This is a genomic window from Bacillus sp. B4EP4a, assembly GCF_006680105.1.
Classification (GTDB): Bacteria; Bacillota; Bacilli; order Bacillales; family DSM-1321; genus Peribacillus; species Peribacillus simplex_E.
The window spans coordinates 171,871-187,388 of the sequence record NZ_VHIK01000010.1 but is presented as its reverse complement, the minus strand read 5'-3'; the positions used below and the strand labels follow the sequence as shown (position 1 = coordinate 187,388).

Here is a 15,518-nt window from a genome sequence, read left to right as displayed (position 1 = left end):
CCCTGGCCCCTTATAAATGAGGTTTTTTATAGTTGCACACCAGTTCAATAGAGAGGAGATGGAAAAAAATGAAAGCGCTTAAGTCAGTCATTCTTTGGGGGATCATATCTGCGTTGGGTGCGGTGAGTTTTGGTTTCGTCGCGCTAAACCGGGGGGAAAGCATCAATGCCATGTGGATTGTCACTGCGGCACTCTGTGTTTATTCAATTGCATACCGCTTTTATAGTAAATTCATTGCACGGAAAGTGTTTGAGCTAGATGACAATCGCCAGACTCCATCGGAAGCGAATAATGATGGGAAAGATTATGTTCCTACAAACAAATGGGTGTTGTTTGGCCACCATTTTGCAGCGATTGCCGGAGCTGGCCCTCTTGTTGGTCCCATCCTTGCAGCGCAGATGGGATATTTGCCAGGGACACTATGGCTTGTAGTCGGGGTTGTATTGGCTGGTGCCGTACAGGATTTCATCATTCTCTTCGGTTCGATGCGCCGTAACGGCAAATCATTGGGAGAGATGATCAAGGAGGAAATTGGACCGATTACAGGCTTGATAGCGATGATCGGTATCCTGGGTATCATGATCATTTTATTAGCGGTACTTGCCCTGGTTGTCGTAAAGGCGCTCGTCGGAAGTCCGTGGGGGATGTTCACGATTGCCTCGACCATACCGATCGCTGTGCTTATGGGCATTTACATGCGCTATATAAGGCCGGGACGGGTTGGCGAAGGATCGATTATCGGAATCATACTATTGATGCTCGCGTTATATTTCGGTCGCTTTGTATCAGAGAGCGCTACATTGGCGCCAATGTTCACATTCAGTGGGGAAACGATTGCCATCATGTTGATTGTATACGGATTCGTTGCCTCTGTTTTGCCTGTATGGATGTTATTGGCACCGCGTGATTACTTAAGTACATTCTTGAAAATCGGTACGATCATCGGACTTTCACTTGGTATCTTTATTGTCATGCCGAGCCTTGAAATGCCTGCTGTCACTCAATTCATCGATGGAACAGGACCCGTATTTTCCGGGAACTTATTCCCATTCCTGTTCATTACGATCGCTTGTGGGGCGGTATCAGGTTTCCATGCACTCGTTTCTTCAGGTACAACTCCTAAAATGATCGAACGCGAATCCCATTCGCGTCCAATCGGATACGGGGCGATGTTGACTGAATCCTTTGTAGCCATCATGGCGATGATAGCAGCTTGTGTACTGACTCCTGGTATCTATTTTGCCATTAATAGCCCGGGTGCCGTTGTGGGAACAGAGCCAGCTCAAGTGGCTGCTACGATATCCGATTGGGGTTTCATTTTGACACCTGAGATGATTACCGGCCTTGCCGACGATGTTGGGGAAGAGACCATTATATCCCGTACTGGAGGAGCTCCAACCTTTGCTATCGGCATGGCCCATATCTTCTCGCAAGTGATTGGCGGAGCGTCCCTGATGGCGTTCTGGTATCATTTCGCGATCCTGTTCGAGGCATTGTTCATATTGACCACCATTGATGCTGGAACCAGGGTAGGGCGTTTTATGATACAGGATATCATCGGGACCTTTTACAAACCTTTTGCCGAAACGAATAAATGGCTGCCCAATATTATTGCGACTGCCATTTGTGTAATCGGTTGGGGGTACTTCCTTTATCAAGGGGTCATTGATCCTCTTGGTGGAATCAACACCCTTTGGCCATTGTTTGGAATTGCGAATCAAATGCTTTCCGCCATTGCGTTGCTGCTTGGGACTACGGTCCTTTTCAAAATGGGCAAAAAAGCGTACACATGGGTCACTCTTGTACCTACTACATTCTTGTTGATAGTGACCATGACGGCTGGGTGGCAAAAGCTGTTCCACGAAAACCCGGCTATTGGCTTTTTAGCACATAAGGATAAGTTTAAAGAGGCCTATGATCATGGGGAAATTCTTGCTCCGGCAGCTAACCTTGCCGAGATGAAACGGGTTATCGTCAATGATTATGTCGATGCTGCCCTATGTGCCATCTTCATGATCGTTGTGATCACGGTTCTGATTTCTGCAATTCGGTTATGGATAAAAGTCTTGAAGAACCAGAAAATAGATTTACATGAAACACCTTATGTATCAAGGTCGTCATAAGGGAGGGAAGGCAATGTTGAAAAGATTAATTAAAATTCTCAGCTACAGAAAGCAATTCGTCAGTTTGCTAGTCGGCGTGCCGAGTTATGATACTTATGTGGCACATATGAGAATGCATCATCCTGAAGATCCTGTGAAAACCAGGAAAGAATTTTTCTGTGAAGCCCAGGATGAGCGGTATAACGCAAAGGGTGGGAAAGTGTCTCGTTGCTGTTAATGATATTTTTTAAAAGGGTCCTCAATAGGAGGGCCCTTTTTTTAATGGGATTTTTTTAGAACGGGACATAAGTAGAGGGGGAATGTAATGGGAATGGAGTCGTGAAAGTGGTGAAAAGTATTTTCAAAACGAAAAAAACCATATTTTCTGATTCTTTATTCATATTGATGTTATATAACCTTACATATTTTTATGGAAAATAAAAATTAAGTTGAATTTTTAGAAAATTAAGTATATGATAAAAAACATAACATTTAAGTGTTAATAAACATAACATATACAAAAATAAGGGGGAAAAAACAGTATGCAAATGGCGGATTCGGTATTCATGTTTTTGGCGACGATGATGGTTTGGCTAATGACACCAGGGATTGCCCTATTTTATGGAGGGATGGTAAAAAGTAAAAATGTCCTGAATACGGCAATGCATAGTTATATGCCACTGGCTGTCATTTCGATTCTTTGGGTGCTGATTGGATATTCATTATCATTTTCACCTGGTAATACATTTCTGGGCGGTCTTGACTGGGTTGGTTTAAAGGATGTAGGTTTTGCACCAGGACCATACAGCGAAACAATTCCTCATAGTTTGTTCATGTTATTCCAAATGACTTTTGCCGTGTTAACAGTCTCGATCATTGCAGGTGGCATTGCCGAGCGGATGAAGTTTTCAGCATTCCTGATTTTTACGATCCTTTGGTCCTTATTCGTATACGCTCCCGTTGCACACTGGGTATGGGGAGGCGGTTGGTTAGCGGAACTGGGTGCACTTGACTTTGCAGGTGGCAACGTCGTTCACATTTCTTCAGGGGTTGCGGGTCTGGTTTTAGCGATCATGTTAGGTAAAAGGAAAGAGTCGGGTGACAGTGCACCGCATAATCTTCCTTTAACATTCCTCGGCGGTTCATTAATTTGGTTCGGTTGGTATGGCTTCAACGTCGGGAGCGCACTGACAATCAATGAAGTGGCGATGAATGTATTTGTTAATACAGCTGTTGCAGCAGCAGCTGGTATCATTGGCTGGCTGATCGTTGAGTATATGGCTAATAAAAAGGCAACATTGCTGGGTGCAGTATCAGGAGCTATTTCTGGCTTGGTAGCCATTACACCTGCTTGCGGATTCGTAACGCCTGCATCATCAATGATTATCGGGGTCGTCGGCGGTGCCGTTTGTTTCTGGGGCGTTTTCTTCCTGAAGAATAAACTGGGTTACGACGATGCACTTGATGCTTTCGGATTACATGGGATCGGTGGGACATGGGGTGGCATCGCTACAGGTTTGTTCGCGACCACTTCTGTAAACGACAGCGGTGCAAATGGTTTATTCTATGGTGATTTCAACTTGTTGTGGAAGCAGCTTGTAGCGATCGTCGCGACATATATTTTCGTTGCCGTGGTCACTTATATCGTTGCGAAAGTCATTAACCTTTTCGTGCCTTTGCGTGTCAGTGAAGAAGATGAGTCAATGGGGCTCGATCTTACACTTCATGGAGAAAAAGCTTATCACGAATCAATTTAAAGGGGGGGCTCATATGTCCGAAGTTTTAACGAAAATAGAAATCATTACACGTCCTATCAAGTTTGAACAATTTAAAGCGGAACTTGCAAAAATTGGGGTAAGCGGAATGACAGTATCGGAAGTAAAAGGAACGGGTCTTCAGAAAAGTTATGTGGAAACATATAGAGGAAGAAATCGTGAAATGTCATTGCATGACCGAATGAAAATCGAAATCGTTGTGTGTGAGGTGCCAGTTCAGGACGTTGTGGATGTAGCAAGGAAATTCTTGAGTACCGGTAAGCCTGGTGACGGTAAAATCTTCACGTATGAATTGGCGAATGTTGTGAATATCCGGACCGGAAAAGAAGGTCATGATGCGTTAAAGAATGACATCTGATGCTGTGATTAATTCGGCGAATGTGCCGGATACAGTAGATTAAGGAAAGGGAGCTGAAAATGGGGAGACTGGTCCGAATTGTTAATGCGAAAAAACAGAAGATCGTTAATACGCTCATTTCAGAGGATGTATATCAACCTGATGACCGACCCTTTTTATTGGAATTGCCACTGAAAAACTTAGAAGAGATATTATCCCTTCGAATAAAATCCTCGTTTCAAAATCCCCGTTTTAAAAAATAACCTTTCGGCCGCTATCCAATATAGGGAGAGCGGCTTCTTTATGCGTTTGATGCCCAACCTCGGCTGTGGAGTTTAAATGTTAGTCATAAGGAAACCTTTTTCTAGAATCCCCCATGGAAATCGGGGAGCTTTCCAACTATAATGAATAAGGATATAAATTTAAATACGATTTTTTTGCTTTTTTTGACGTTTTTCGCTTAGTTACTTCCATTTTTCTTTATTTTACGAAACGTGAATTCAAAAAAATGTAAGTTTTCCAGAAAACGATGAATTATTTCATGAATGCCCTGTTTAATAATAGGGAAATTATTAATATGTTCTTTTAAGAGGTGAAAGGAAATGGATCAATTTACTGTCGAATCCGTTTTGAATATCATCAGGGAGTTTGTACCGAAGGATGCTTCAATTTCTGTGGCTGATTCAGAAAAATACATTTATTATCAACCGAGCAAACAAGTTGACTTAAGAATAAAACCGGGTGATTTATTCAGTGAAAAAACGGCGACATATAAAGCGCTGAGTGTTCGTAAAAAAATAGGGGTGCAAGTTGAAAGTAATGTATTTGGCGTACCTTACTATGGGCTGAGTGTTCCTATCATGGACGAGGGCAATCCTTTAGGGGCGGTAACGGCCATCTTGCCGTCAAAGCCATTAATTTTACCGACATCATTCTTGACCATTAAAACAGATGACCGCTGGATACCGCTTCCATATGATGAAATTATGTATTTGGAAGCTCAAAATAGGAAAACTAAGATTCAGTCCGAACGTGTGAGTGGATTTCATAAAATGAATTTAAGTGAATTGGAATTCATTTTACCTAGTGATTTATTCATTCGTGTGCATCGTTCGTACATCGTCAATATCAATTATATACAAGAAATCCTTCCCGATTTTCATTCTACATTTTTATTGATAATGAAAGACAACTCCAAAATCCAGGTCAGTCAAACATATGCAAGTCAATTTAGAAGGGCTTTGGGGTTTTAGTGATTCTCCTTTGTGTAAAAAAAATGCTGGTTTATGCTCTATTTAAGGCTTTTCATTCGAAATCGAATGTGATGATTACACAGGATTGGTAAAATTAAGTGTAAGAAAAGCGAAAAATGGGGGTCTTTTGTATGAACGAAAGCGTTTTCAAAAAAATTCGCAACGAACAATTTAAGGGGAAAGTAGTTACAGCGGAAGAAGCAGCTTCATGGATTAAAGATGGGATGAAACTCGGTATGAGTGGATTTACCCGTGCTGGAGACGCTAAAGTTATTCCGATGGCTCTAGTTGAAAGAGCTAAATCAGAAAAATTCAAAGTTGACGTATATACAGGTGCCTCATTAGGACCGGAAGTCGACCAACATATGGCGGAAGCAGGTATCATAAACAAACGTTTGCCGTTCCAAGCGGATAAAGGTATTCGCAATAAAATTAATGCTGATGAAGTCACTTATGTGGATCAGCATTTATCTCATACAGCTGAACAAGTTCGTCAAGGCATTGTCGGACCTATAGATTTTGCAATCATCGAAGCATTGGCGATTACGGAAGATGGATTAATCATTCCGACAACTTCTGTAGGAAACTCAGCCATATTCGTTCAAGAAGCTAAACATGTAATCATTGAATTGAACGTGTCCCATCCAGAAGGATTGGAAGGGATGCATGATATATATACACCAGCTAAACAAGGGGAACGCGAACCGATTCCTATGACTAAAGCAAGTGATCGCCTTGGTTCGATCGGTATTGCGGTTGATCCTGAAAAAGTAATGGGAATCGTAGTTTCCACAGATCTTGATGCACCTTCTACAATCGTGCCGCCGGATGAAGAAACTGCAACAATCGCCAACCACCTTATTAACTTCCTTCGTGAAGAAATCAAGGCTGGCCGTTTAACTGAAAGCCTTGCTCCGCTTCAGTCGGGTGTAGGTTCAGTTGCAAATGCAGTATTCGCTGGCTTCCTTGATTCTGAATTTAAAGATTTGGAAGTTTATTCAGAAGTGCTGCAAGATGCGGTATTTGATTTGATCGATGCTGGAAAAGTTAAATTCGCTTCAGGGTGTTCGATTACATTAGCTGAAGAAAAAGGTAAACAAGTTTACAGTGAGCTTGAAAAATACCGTGATAAACTAGTTCTTCGTCCACAAGAAATATCTAACCATCCTGAAATCATCCGTCGCCTTGGCTTGATTTCAATCAATACAGCGTTAGAGTGTGATATCTATGGTAATGTGAACTCGACACATGTTTCTGGGACAAGAATGATGAATGGAATCGGTGGATCAGGAGATTTTGCCCGTAACTCACGCCTAGGCATTTTCGTAACGAAATCATATGCAAAAGGCGGCAAAATTTCTAGTATCGTTCCTTTCGTTTCACATGTGGATCATACTGAACATGATGTGGATGTATTAGTGACAGAGCAAGGGATTGCTGATTTACGTGGTTTGGCACCAAAAGAGCGCGTAGAGTTAATCATAGAAAACTGTGCGCATCCTGACTACCGTCCACAACTTCGTGCATACTTCACTGAAGCTGTTGCGCAAACTGGTGGGCATCAAACTCCACACATTCTTGAAAAAGCATTTTCATGGCATACAAACCTAGCTAAAAATGGTACGATGCTTGAAGCAGTACTACAAGATCAAAAATAAGACACAAAACCACCCCGCCAATACAGCGGGGTTTTTTTTATTTGGGTCCGTGTCCCTTATTGGTGAAAACAAACCCATGAACCTTTCGGCACCACTGGAAATAGAATATTTTAAAATGAAGCTTAACCATTAAAAAGATAGGGAACTGTATCTTTTGGCTTTTTCTTTTATTTTTGTATATAATTATTCATTCAAGTTATGGAAATATGGTAAACTGCTAACAATGAGAGATTATCATACATAGGATTTTTCGTATTTATGATGTTGTATCCTTAGAAATAGGGAGTTAAATAGAATGGTTATAGTGGAGGAGATAATTTGTTCAAGACAAAATTACATTTTTGGACGTTAGAGTTATTACTATTGTCTTTACTTTTTTATGTTGGTACAAAGATTTCTTTTCTTTTTGAACCGATAGTCATCTTTACATCTACATTGTTCTTTCCAATCTTGATTTCAGGTTTTCTCTACTTTTTGTTCAACCCCACTGTTGAATTCCTGGTTAAAAGAAGAGTGCCTAGGGGATTGTCGATATTATTGCTATATGTATTTTTCCTGGGATTGATTAGTTTGTTGGTCGGTCTGGTTGGCCCGTCACTGTCCAAACAGGTTACGGATTTAATCAATAACCTCCCGGAATATTTCAATCAAACAAGGAAGTTTATTGAAGATTCAGCTGATTCAAAATGGTTTTTGTGGACGATGGAACAAGACTATGTTTCCCTGAAAGAAGTGGGCGACTCGCTTCAGAAATATTTGACTGATTTACCTAGTAATATTACGAACAGTTTATCTTCCGTTTTCAGCGTAGTGACGAATATTACTTTAGTGGTCGTAACGGTTCCTTTTATTCTATTTTATATGTTGAAGGATGGGGATAAACTTCCGGCCGCCATTATGAAATTCGTTCCGGTTCGCTATAGAAAACCAGCTTTAACAGTACTTCAGGAAACTGGAGGGACGCTTACTACATACATACAAGGGCAGATGCTTGTTTGCATGTTTGTCGGGATCGGAACGTTCATCGGGTATGTAATCATTGGTTTGCCTTACGCGTTCTTATTCGCGCTGATTGGTGCTGTAACCAATATCATTCCATATGTAGGTCCGTTTATCGGAGCCGCTCCTGCTGTCATTGTGGCATTGATTCATTCACCGACCGAGGCGTTATTGGTCATTCTGGTTGTAACGGTCATTCAGCAATTGGATGGTAATTTCATTTCACCGTTAGTCATCGGGAAAAAATTGAACACACATCCGCTTACCATCATCATCTTATTGCTCGTGGCCGGAAACATTGCCGGTATCATCGGTATGATTTTGGCCGTTCCGACTTATTCCGTTGTTAAAACGATTGTATTGAATATCGTAAAATTCATCAGGATCCGAAAAGAGGAAAAGCTTGAAGAAGATATATTGGAATGAAAAAACGGGCCCGACTCAATTAAGTCGGGCTCGTTTTCTTAGTGAAGGAGCAAAAGCGCCTAAATAGGTTACAAACCTAAGGAAATATATTTTACTTCCAGGAATTCTTCGATGCCTTGATGTCCACCCTCACGGCCAAGCCCGCTTTGCTTGAATCCGCCAAATGGAGCTTGCGGAACGGAAGGAAGTCCATCGTTCAAGCCAACAATACCGAATTCAAGTGCCTCGGTGAATTTGATGCCCTTGGTGATATTTTCAGTGAAGACGTAAGCTGCCAAACCGAAGATGGAGTCATTCGCCCTCTTGATTACCTCTTCATCAGTCTTAAAGGAGGCGATAGGGGCTAGAGGACCGAATGTTTCTTCCTTCATGCAGAGCATGCTGTCATCAATGTTGGATAGTACGGTTGGTTCAAGAAAAAGGCCGCTTATTGATTTACCGCCAGCTTCGAGCTTAGCGCCGCTGCTGATTGCTTCATCAATTTGTTTTTGAACCTTATCAACTGCATTTTGATCGATAAGCGGACCGATATCGACGCCATCCTCCAGTCCATTTCCTACCTTTAGTTCTTTGACCTTGGCAACGAGCTTTTTGATGAAGGCTTCTTGAATGGCTTCGTGGACATAAATGCGATTTGAACAGACGCATGTTTGTCCTGCGTTACGGAATTTTGAGCTGATGATGCCATCAACCGCTTTATTAAGGTCGGCATCCTCAAGAACGATGGCGGGTGCGTGACCCCCGAGTTCAAGCGAGATTTTCTTTACCGTGTCAGCTGAGGCCCTCATAAGGGTTTTACCGACTTCTGTAGAACCGGTGAACGTCAATTTACGAACCCTTGTATCTTGAAGCCAAGTTTCGCCGATTTCTGATGATTTTCCTGTCACGACATTGATGACTCCTTTTGGAATACCAGCTTCTTCAGCTAATTCAGCCATTTTTAGAGCTGTTATGGGAGTCAGGTTTGCCGGTTTAATGACGACTGTGCAGCCGACTGCAAGCGCTGGTGCAACTTTTCTTGTAATCATGGCTGCAGGAAAGTTCCAAGGCGTAATGACAGCTACAACTCCGACAGGCTGTTTTGTCACGAAAAGCCGCTTATTGGATACGGAAGCAGGAATCGTTTCGCCGTACACCCGTTTTCCTTCTTCGGCAAACCAAGATAAAAAGCCATTTGCATATGTCATTTCACCAAGAGCCTCTTTAAGGGGCTTACCTTGCTCTTCAGTCATGATTTTGGCTAGTTCTTCTTTATTATCATCAATCAACCGATGCCATTTCCAAATTAGTTCAGCACGTTCGTAGACTGATAGTGCAGCCCAGCCCGTAAAGGCTTCATATGCGGCATCTGCAGCCTTCGCCGCTTCAGTTGCACCGCCTTTAGGAACGGTTGCAACTACTTCATCCGTTGCCGGGTTTCTCACTTCAATTTTATCCAATCCAAAATCCGACCACTCACCGTTAATAAATAATCCGTAATCCTTCATGATAAAACCTCCTAATTTGGTTAAATCCATCAAACTACTAAAACTTGTAACTTTATACTTTTACCTGTTACATAAAAGTATAAACACTTTTCTGTGATTCTGAAATTTATTTGATTGGCTATTTATAGAAAATTGGCTATTCATCGATAGAAAGGGAGCATTACATAAAAAAAGAGGTGCGAGTTGCACACCTCTTCATTAAGGGTTCGATTATTTTTCCGATGAGACGGCCACTTCACTCATATCACCTGAGATGGCTTGATTTGGATTGAATTCACCTTCTGATTTAGAAATGACCACTGTAGCAACACTGTTACCGATTAGATTAGTGATGGCACGTGCTTCAGACATGAAGCGGTCGACTCCCAGCAGTAATGCCATTCCTTCAACTGGAATCATTGGGAAGGCAGCTAATGTTGCAGCAAGTGTAATGAAACCGGATCCCGTTACACCGGCAGCTCCTTTGGATGTTAACATCAAGATTCCTAGAAGGGTCAATTCCTGCCAGATGCTTAAATCGACACCATAGGCTTGGGCGATGAAAATCGCTGCCATGGATAAGTAGATGGATGTGCCATCAAGGTTGAAAGAATAACCAGTTGGGACAACTAAACCGACTACCGATTTTGAGCAACCGTATTTTTCGAGTTTTTTCATCACGCTTGGTAAAGCGGATTCCGATGAAGATGTTCCTAAAACTAAGAGGATCTCTTCTTTTAAATAGGCTATGAACTTGAAAATATTAAAACCGTAGATTTTTGCAATCGAACCAAGGATAAGAAAGATGAATAGTGCCATGGTGATATATACGCTACCCATTAACTGTCCTAAAGAGCTTAAAGAACCAAGGCCAAACTTACCGATTGTATAAGCCATTGCTCCAAATGCGGCCAATGGAGATACTTTCATGATCATACCGACGATGCCGAAGAAAATATCGGCAATATGCTGAAAGAAAGAAACGACTGGCTGCACTCTCGGTCCCATTGCCGCCATTGATAATCCGAATAAAACGGCAAAGAATAAAATAGGGAGTAAGTCTCCGCCAGCCAGTGCGGCAACGGCATTATCAGGAATGATATTAGAAATGAAAGCAACGGCTCCATGTTCCGTTTCGGAAGCGGCCGTTGTATATTGTGATACATCTCCGCCCTCGACTGAATCGATGTTAAAGCCTTTACCAGGTCCCAGCAGATTGACTACGATGATTCCGATGGCAAGTGCGAAAGTGGTAACGATTTCAAAATAGAGCAGGGCCTTTCCGCCGATGCGGCCAACCTTTTTCATATCACCCATACCGCCAATTCCGATTACGACGGTTAAGAAGATGATTGGTGCAATGACCATTTTAATCATTTTAATAAATAAATCAGCTAATATCTTCAGCTGTTCACCGAAAGCAGGGAAGAAGAAACCGACTGTTATACCCAGAATGATACCGATGATGACCTGAACTGTTAGATTTTTTAATATTTTCAAGGTGCATTCTCCTTTGTTATATGATAGCGCTTTCGTAACTTGATAATAGTGTAACAGAAGAAAGAATCAGAATATTCTTTTGGTGATATTGTTTTCTTTTTGTTCTTTTTGGTCTTGGGGATTTTTTAATAACTGAGGGGTGGAAGAGGAATTAAAAGTGTCTATTAGGATATAGATAGATTACTAAACTGCAATAAAAAAATACCGGTGGAGTGCCGGTATTGGGGAAAATTAATTTTCAAATGGTTTTATAAGTGCATATAGGGTTCCGATCACAGGAAGTTTCAAACCGACCTTGTCGGCAAGGCGCAGTGCACCGCCCTGTAAATGTTCCACTTCTAGCGTTAAGCCCTTCCGGCGGTCCTGGTGCATGGAAGAGGTAGACTCTTCAGGTAAACCTGCCATGTTTTCCAACGCCTGAGCAATATTCTCCACAGTAATTCCGACGTCATAAGCATTCGCAAGCTCCTTCATTTCAACAAGGACCTTTTCTAGCAATCCATTGGTTTCCGGGAATCTCCGTATCGTGCCGATAGGGAGGTTGGAGGCAGTTGTCACACCGGAGAAAGCGGTGATGAACATGTATTTGATCCACATCCTGATTAATATGTTTTCCGTTCTGCTTACCTTCATGATAGCTGATCCGGCCGCCTGTTCGAATTCATCACAAATCTTTTTTTGTGACGGATGAAGCGGTCCATAGATTAAATCGTGATTATCATTGGAGTGAATGACATGACCTTTTTCATCAAGGGTGGCAATGATGAAGGCACTTCCTCCCAAGACGGCCTCATCGCCCAGCTCGTCCTGTAAAATGGATACATGTTCTAATCCATTCAAAAGCGGGAGGACCTTTGCGCCCTTTTCAACAAGGACCTTTAAATCTGTAAGGGTACCTTGCAGATGCTGGCCTTTTACGGCGAGAATCACGAGGTCGACCTTTTCTATATCACTTACTTTCTCTGTGATATGAAGGTCGTTAAATTGGTAGTTTCCATGTGGGCTGGTTATGCTGATGCCGTTTTCTTTCAATTGTTTGGCGCGGTTTTTACGGACAAGGTATTGAACATCCTGCCCGGCCTGCTGCAACCTGCCTCCAAAGTAGGAGCCGAGTGCCCCGGCCCCTATAATGACAATATTCAAAGTGCACACCTCTCTTTTGATTAAGATGTACTAATCATAACATTGACTGAAATTTCAGTAAATATTTCCGATTGAAGATAAACTGGTTGTTTAGATGTTTGTAAGAATGGGAAAAACAAAAGACCAGCCTGAAAGGTTTCAGGCTGGTACTTATCATTATTTATAGATTTTTACTTTAACGGTTTTTCTGCCCCAATTGATAGCTTTTGAGTGAGAAGAATAGAAGACGTCAATTTTATTCCCTTTGATTGCGCCGCCTTTATCTGCCGCAATGGCATCCCCGTATCCTTCTACATGAACTTTTGTTCCTAGTGGAATGACCTTAGGGTCGACTGAGATCGCTTTTGCGTTAGGGTTTTTCTTTAAGTTAAGACCTGATGCTGTAATACCGCTGCAACCTTTGCAGTTCGCAGTGTAAGCTGTAGCCTTCACGGTAATCGTTTTATATTTCTTGGATGATGACGTTTTAGCTTTAGCCTTAGGTTTAGCAGAGGTCGAAGTCTTCTTGACCTTTAAAACTTGTTTTGGATGGATGTTATCTTTTTTTAGGTTGTTCCAACTTTTGAGTTGATTGACTGTTATATTATGTTTATTGGCGATACCCCATAGTGTGTCGCCGCTTTTAACTTTGTATGTAGTAGTAGCAGCCGATGAAACTCCGGAAAAACTAAATACCAGGAAGAAAGCAGTGAATAGTGGAAGTAGTATTTTTTTCAAAATGAATAGTCTCCTTTGTTTTAAATCGTAGACTTAGAATAACAGGTCTTTATGACAAAGATGTTTCGGTGGAATAGTAATTGTGTTACAAAAAGGTTTCCCTTGATAAATAAATGTAATATAAACTAGGACAAAAGGACTTATCTATTAATTGTAAATATATTATTTTTTATGTCAGTATAAGCGTATTTTTGGTAAATAGTGTTGGTGTTATGGCGTATCCTGTTTAATGAGGTAAAATATGGATATGCATTCCCTGAATTAAAAGTCCTGTATATTTTGTAAAAAAACAACGCAATAATGAACAATTGAGTGCCTTTTATTTTAGTAGGAAAGGATATTCGGAGCATGAAAAAAGCCCGCATCTATGTGATGCCGGCTTTTTTCATGATTTGGATTAATTTAAAACAAATTCAGAAGCGAAATCGACTAGCATTTTTTGATAGACTGCTACTGATTCAAGGTTGACGCATTCCCTATCTCCATGCCAGTTCTCACCTTTTGGACCGAATTCAATGGCTGGGATATCATATGCCGCAAAAAACACGGTATCTGCGGAGCCGTGCTGCCCAAAAATGACAGCGTCCTGCTTTGTGTTCCTTTCGATAATCGGGCGGAGCAGAGTGATGAATGGGTCTGACTCTTCGGTTTTTACAGGTTTACTATACATATTAAGGTGGACATTATTTCCTGTCACACTTTCGATCTGAGCAATGATATCTTCCATTGTTTGCGTAGGAAGATAGCGTATATCAAGACTTAGCAAACAGGCATCCGGTACCTTATTATAAACATCCCCGCCTTTTATTTTTGCTAGGTTAAGTGATGGGGAAGAGTAAAGGGGAGTATAATCCCGGGTGAAAGGAAGTTCCTTTATTTTTTGATAGAGATCATAGGCCTTTTCAATTGCATTCACGCCTTCCCATGGACGGCTTCCATGTGCGGATTTGCCGGATACTTCAATATCGAGACGAAGGGCACCCTTTGCCTGGAGTCCGATTCCCAATTGCGTAGGTTCAGCACAGATTACAAAGTCCCCTCTATAACCATGTTTCGCTAAATATCCGGAACAGTTCAACCCGCCAATCTCTTCATCCGATACGATCTGTAGCTGGATTTTCAAACCTAAGTCCTTATCTTTCAGTTCGGTAAATGCACACATCATCCCTGCAACTCCCGCTTTCATATCGGCTGTCCCGCGTCCATATAAGTTTCCCTCATGAACTTCAGGGAAAAATTGATCCGGCGTTCCGCTGACAACATCGACATGGCCATTCCAAATTACGGTTTTATCTCCGCTGCCAATCTCGCTAACAAGCATTTTATAACCGTTATTTACGATCACATTCACGGTAAGCCCTTGTTTTTTAAGCCAGTCCGCACAGTAATCAACTGCTTGGTTAGCTCCTTCTTTCGCTGAACTGTCAATAGATACTAAATCTTTAAGTAAATCGATGAGCAAAAAGAAAACCCCCTAAAAATGTGCATACTATTATTATATATACCCTTTCTAAGTAAGGGTTAACTCAAAAATATTTTCCTGTTAAATAACGTTTAGCCTTTTCATCCCCTGGGGTATGTAAAGGGGGAGCGACAATTTACATTCTTTAAGGAGGATGATAGATATGGATAAACGTATAATTGGTGTATATGAAACTGGAGAAGAAGCCATAAAGGCTGTTGAATCATTACAGGCCCAAGGGTATGATCGTGAAGATATTTCGGTGGTAGCTAAAGATAAAGAAGAATTAAATACAGTGAATGAAGAAACGGGTACAAAAGTTGAAGAGGGGCTCGCAGCTGGTGCGGCGACCGGAGGTATTTTGGGCGGTGCTGCCGGGTTATTAGCTGGTGTGGGTGCGCTGGCTATTCCGGGAATCGGACCGGTACTGGCAGCTGGGCCGCTTGCTGCAACATTAGCCGGAGCGGCAGTAGGTGCTGGTACAGGAGGATTGGCCGGTACATTAATCGGTATGGGCATACCTGAAGACGAAGCTAATCGTTATGAAGCGGATGTAAAGAGTGGCAAGCTGCTTGTGTTAGTCGATTCGGATGCGAGAAAAACCAGTTCTTCTTACTCAGGAATAACTGAAACCGATGAAACGCTAACGAACAGTAGAAGAACTCTATAAATCGTAAGGT

Annotated in this window: 13 protein-coding genes; 8 read left to right on the top strand and 5 right to left on the bottom strand. The window is 41.8% G+C overall.

Annotated elements, in window-relative coordinates:
- The first annotated feature begins 68 nt into the window (after nt 1-68).
- The 7 genes from FNK51_RS05565 to FNK51_RS05535 all read left to right on the top strand — a co-directional run bounded on the left by FNK51_RS05565 (nt 69) and on the right by FNK51_RS05535 (nt 8,550).
- Complete coding sequence (locus FNK51_RS05565; RefSeq protein ID WP_141992692.1) at nt 69-2,123, top strand: carbon starvation CstA family protein; 2,055 nt, start codon at nt 69-71, stop codon at nt 2,121-2,123.
- A 13-nt stretch (nt 2,124-2,136) separates the two neighbouring features.
- Nucleotides 2,137-2,340, top strand: coding sequence for a YbdD/YjiX family protein (locus FNK51_RS05560; protein ID WP_098370450.1), 204 nt, complete (start codon nt 2,137-2,139; stop codon nt 2,338-2,340).
- Nucleotides 2,341-2,644: 304 nt separating this feature from the next.
- Nucleotides 2,645-3,859: an ammonium transporter gene (locus tag FNK51_RS05555; RefSeq protein WP_141992691.1), complete on the top strand. Its 1,215-nt coding sequence runs from the start codon at nt 2,645-2,647 to the stop codon at nt 3,857-3,859.
- A gap of 13 nt (nt 3,860-3,872) precedes the next feature.
- On the top strand, nt 3,873-4,235 hold the full coding sequence (locus tag FNK51_RS05550; protein ID WP_098370452.1) for a P-II family nitrogen regulator: 363 nt from the start codon (nt 3,873-3,875) through the stop codon (nt 4,233-4,235).
- A 581-nt stretch (nt 4,236-4,816) separates the two neighbouring features.
- Complete coding sequence (locus FNK51_RS05545; RefSeq protein ID WP_098370453.1) at nt 4,817-5,467, top strand: LytTR family DNA-binding domain-containing protein; 651 nt, start codon at nt 4,817-4,819, stop codon at nt 5,465-5,467.
- A gap of 131 nt (nt 5,468-5,598) precedes the next feature.
- Nucleotides 5,599-7,125: a succinyl-CoA:acetate CoA-transferase ScpC gene (locus tag FNK51_RS05540; RefSeq protein ID WP_141992690.1), complete on the top strand. Its 1,527-nt coding sequence runs from the start codon at nt 5,599-5,601 to the stop codon at nt 7,123-7,125.
- A 318-nt stretch (nt 7,126-7,443) separates the two neighbouring features.
- Nucleotides 7,444-8,550 carry an AI-2E family transporter gene (locus tag FNK51_RS05535; protein WP_063235330.1) on the top strand — a complete coding sequence of 369 codons (1,107 nt, stop codon included), beginning with the start codon at nt 7,444-7,446 and terminating at the stop codon, nt 8,548-8,550.
- Nucleotides 8,551-8,618: 68 nt separating this feature from the next.
- Here the strand turns inward: FNK51_RS05535 and FNK51_RS05530 are convergent, their stop codons facing one another.
- The 5 genes from FNK51_RS05530 to FNK51_RS05510 form a co-directional block, all read right to left on the bottom strand.
- Nucleotides 8,619-10,037, bottom strand: a complete 1,419-nt coding sequence (locus tag FNK51_RS05530; RefSeq protein WP_141992689.1) for an NAD-dependent succinate-semialdehyde dehydrogenase — start codon at nt 10,035-10,037, stop codon at nt 8,619-8,621.
- A 210-nt stretch (nt 10,038-10,247) separates the two neighbouring features.
- Complete coding sequence (locus tag FNK51_RS05525; protein ID WP_141992688.1) at nt 10,248-11,516, bottom strand: dicarboxylate/amino acid:cation symporter; 1,269 nt, start codon at nt 11,514-11,516, stop codon at nt 10,248-10,250.
- Between the two features lie 231 nt (nt 11,517-11,747).
- Complete coding sequence (locus FNK51_RS05520; RefSeq protein ID WP_063235333.1) at nt 11,748-12,659, bottom strand: ketopantoate reductase family protein; 912 nt, start codon at nt 12,657-12,659, stop codon at nt 11,748-11,750.
- A 156-nt stretch (nt 12,660-12,815) separates the two neighbouring features.
- Entirely contained in the window at nt 12,816-13,376 is a 561-nt protein-coding gene (locus FNK51_RS05515; RefSeq protein WP_063235334.1) for a 3D domain-containing protein, read from the bottom strand.
- Nucleotides 13,377-13,773: 397 nt separating this feature from the next.
- Entirely contained in the window at nt 13,774-14,838 is a 1,065-nt protein-coding gene (locus FNK51_RS05510) for a M20 family metallopeptidase (protein ID WP_141992687.1), read from the bottom strand.
- 163 nt (nt 14,839-15,001) lie between these two features.
- Here FNK51_RS05510 and FNK51_RS05505 point away from each other — a divergent pair, with 163 nt between their 5' ends.
- Nucleotides 15,002-15,508 carry a general stress protein gene (locus FNK51_RS05505; protein WP_098370460.1) on the top strand — a complete coding sequence of 169 codons (507 nt, stop codon included), beginning with the start codon at nt 15,002-15,004 and terminating at the stop codon, nt 15,506-15,508.
- Nucleotides 15,509-15,518: the final 10 nt, after the last annotated feature.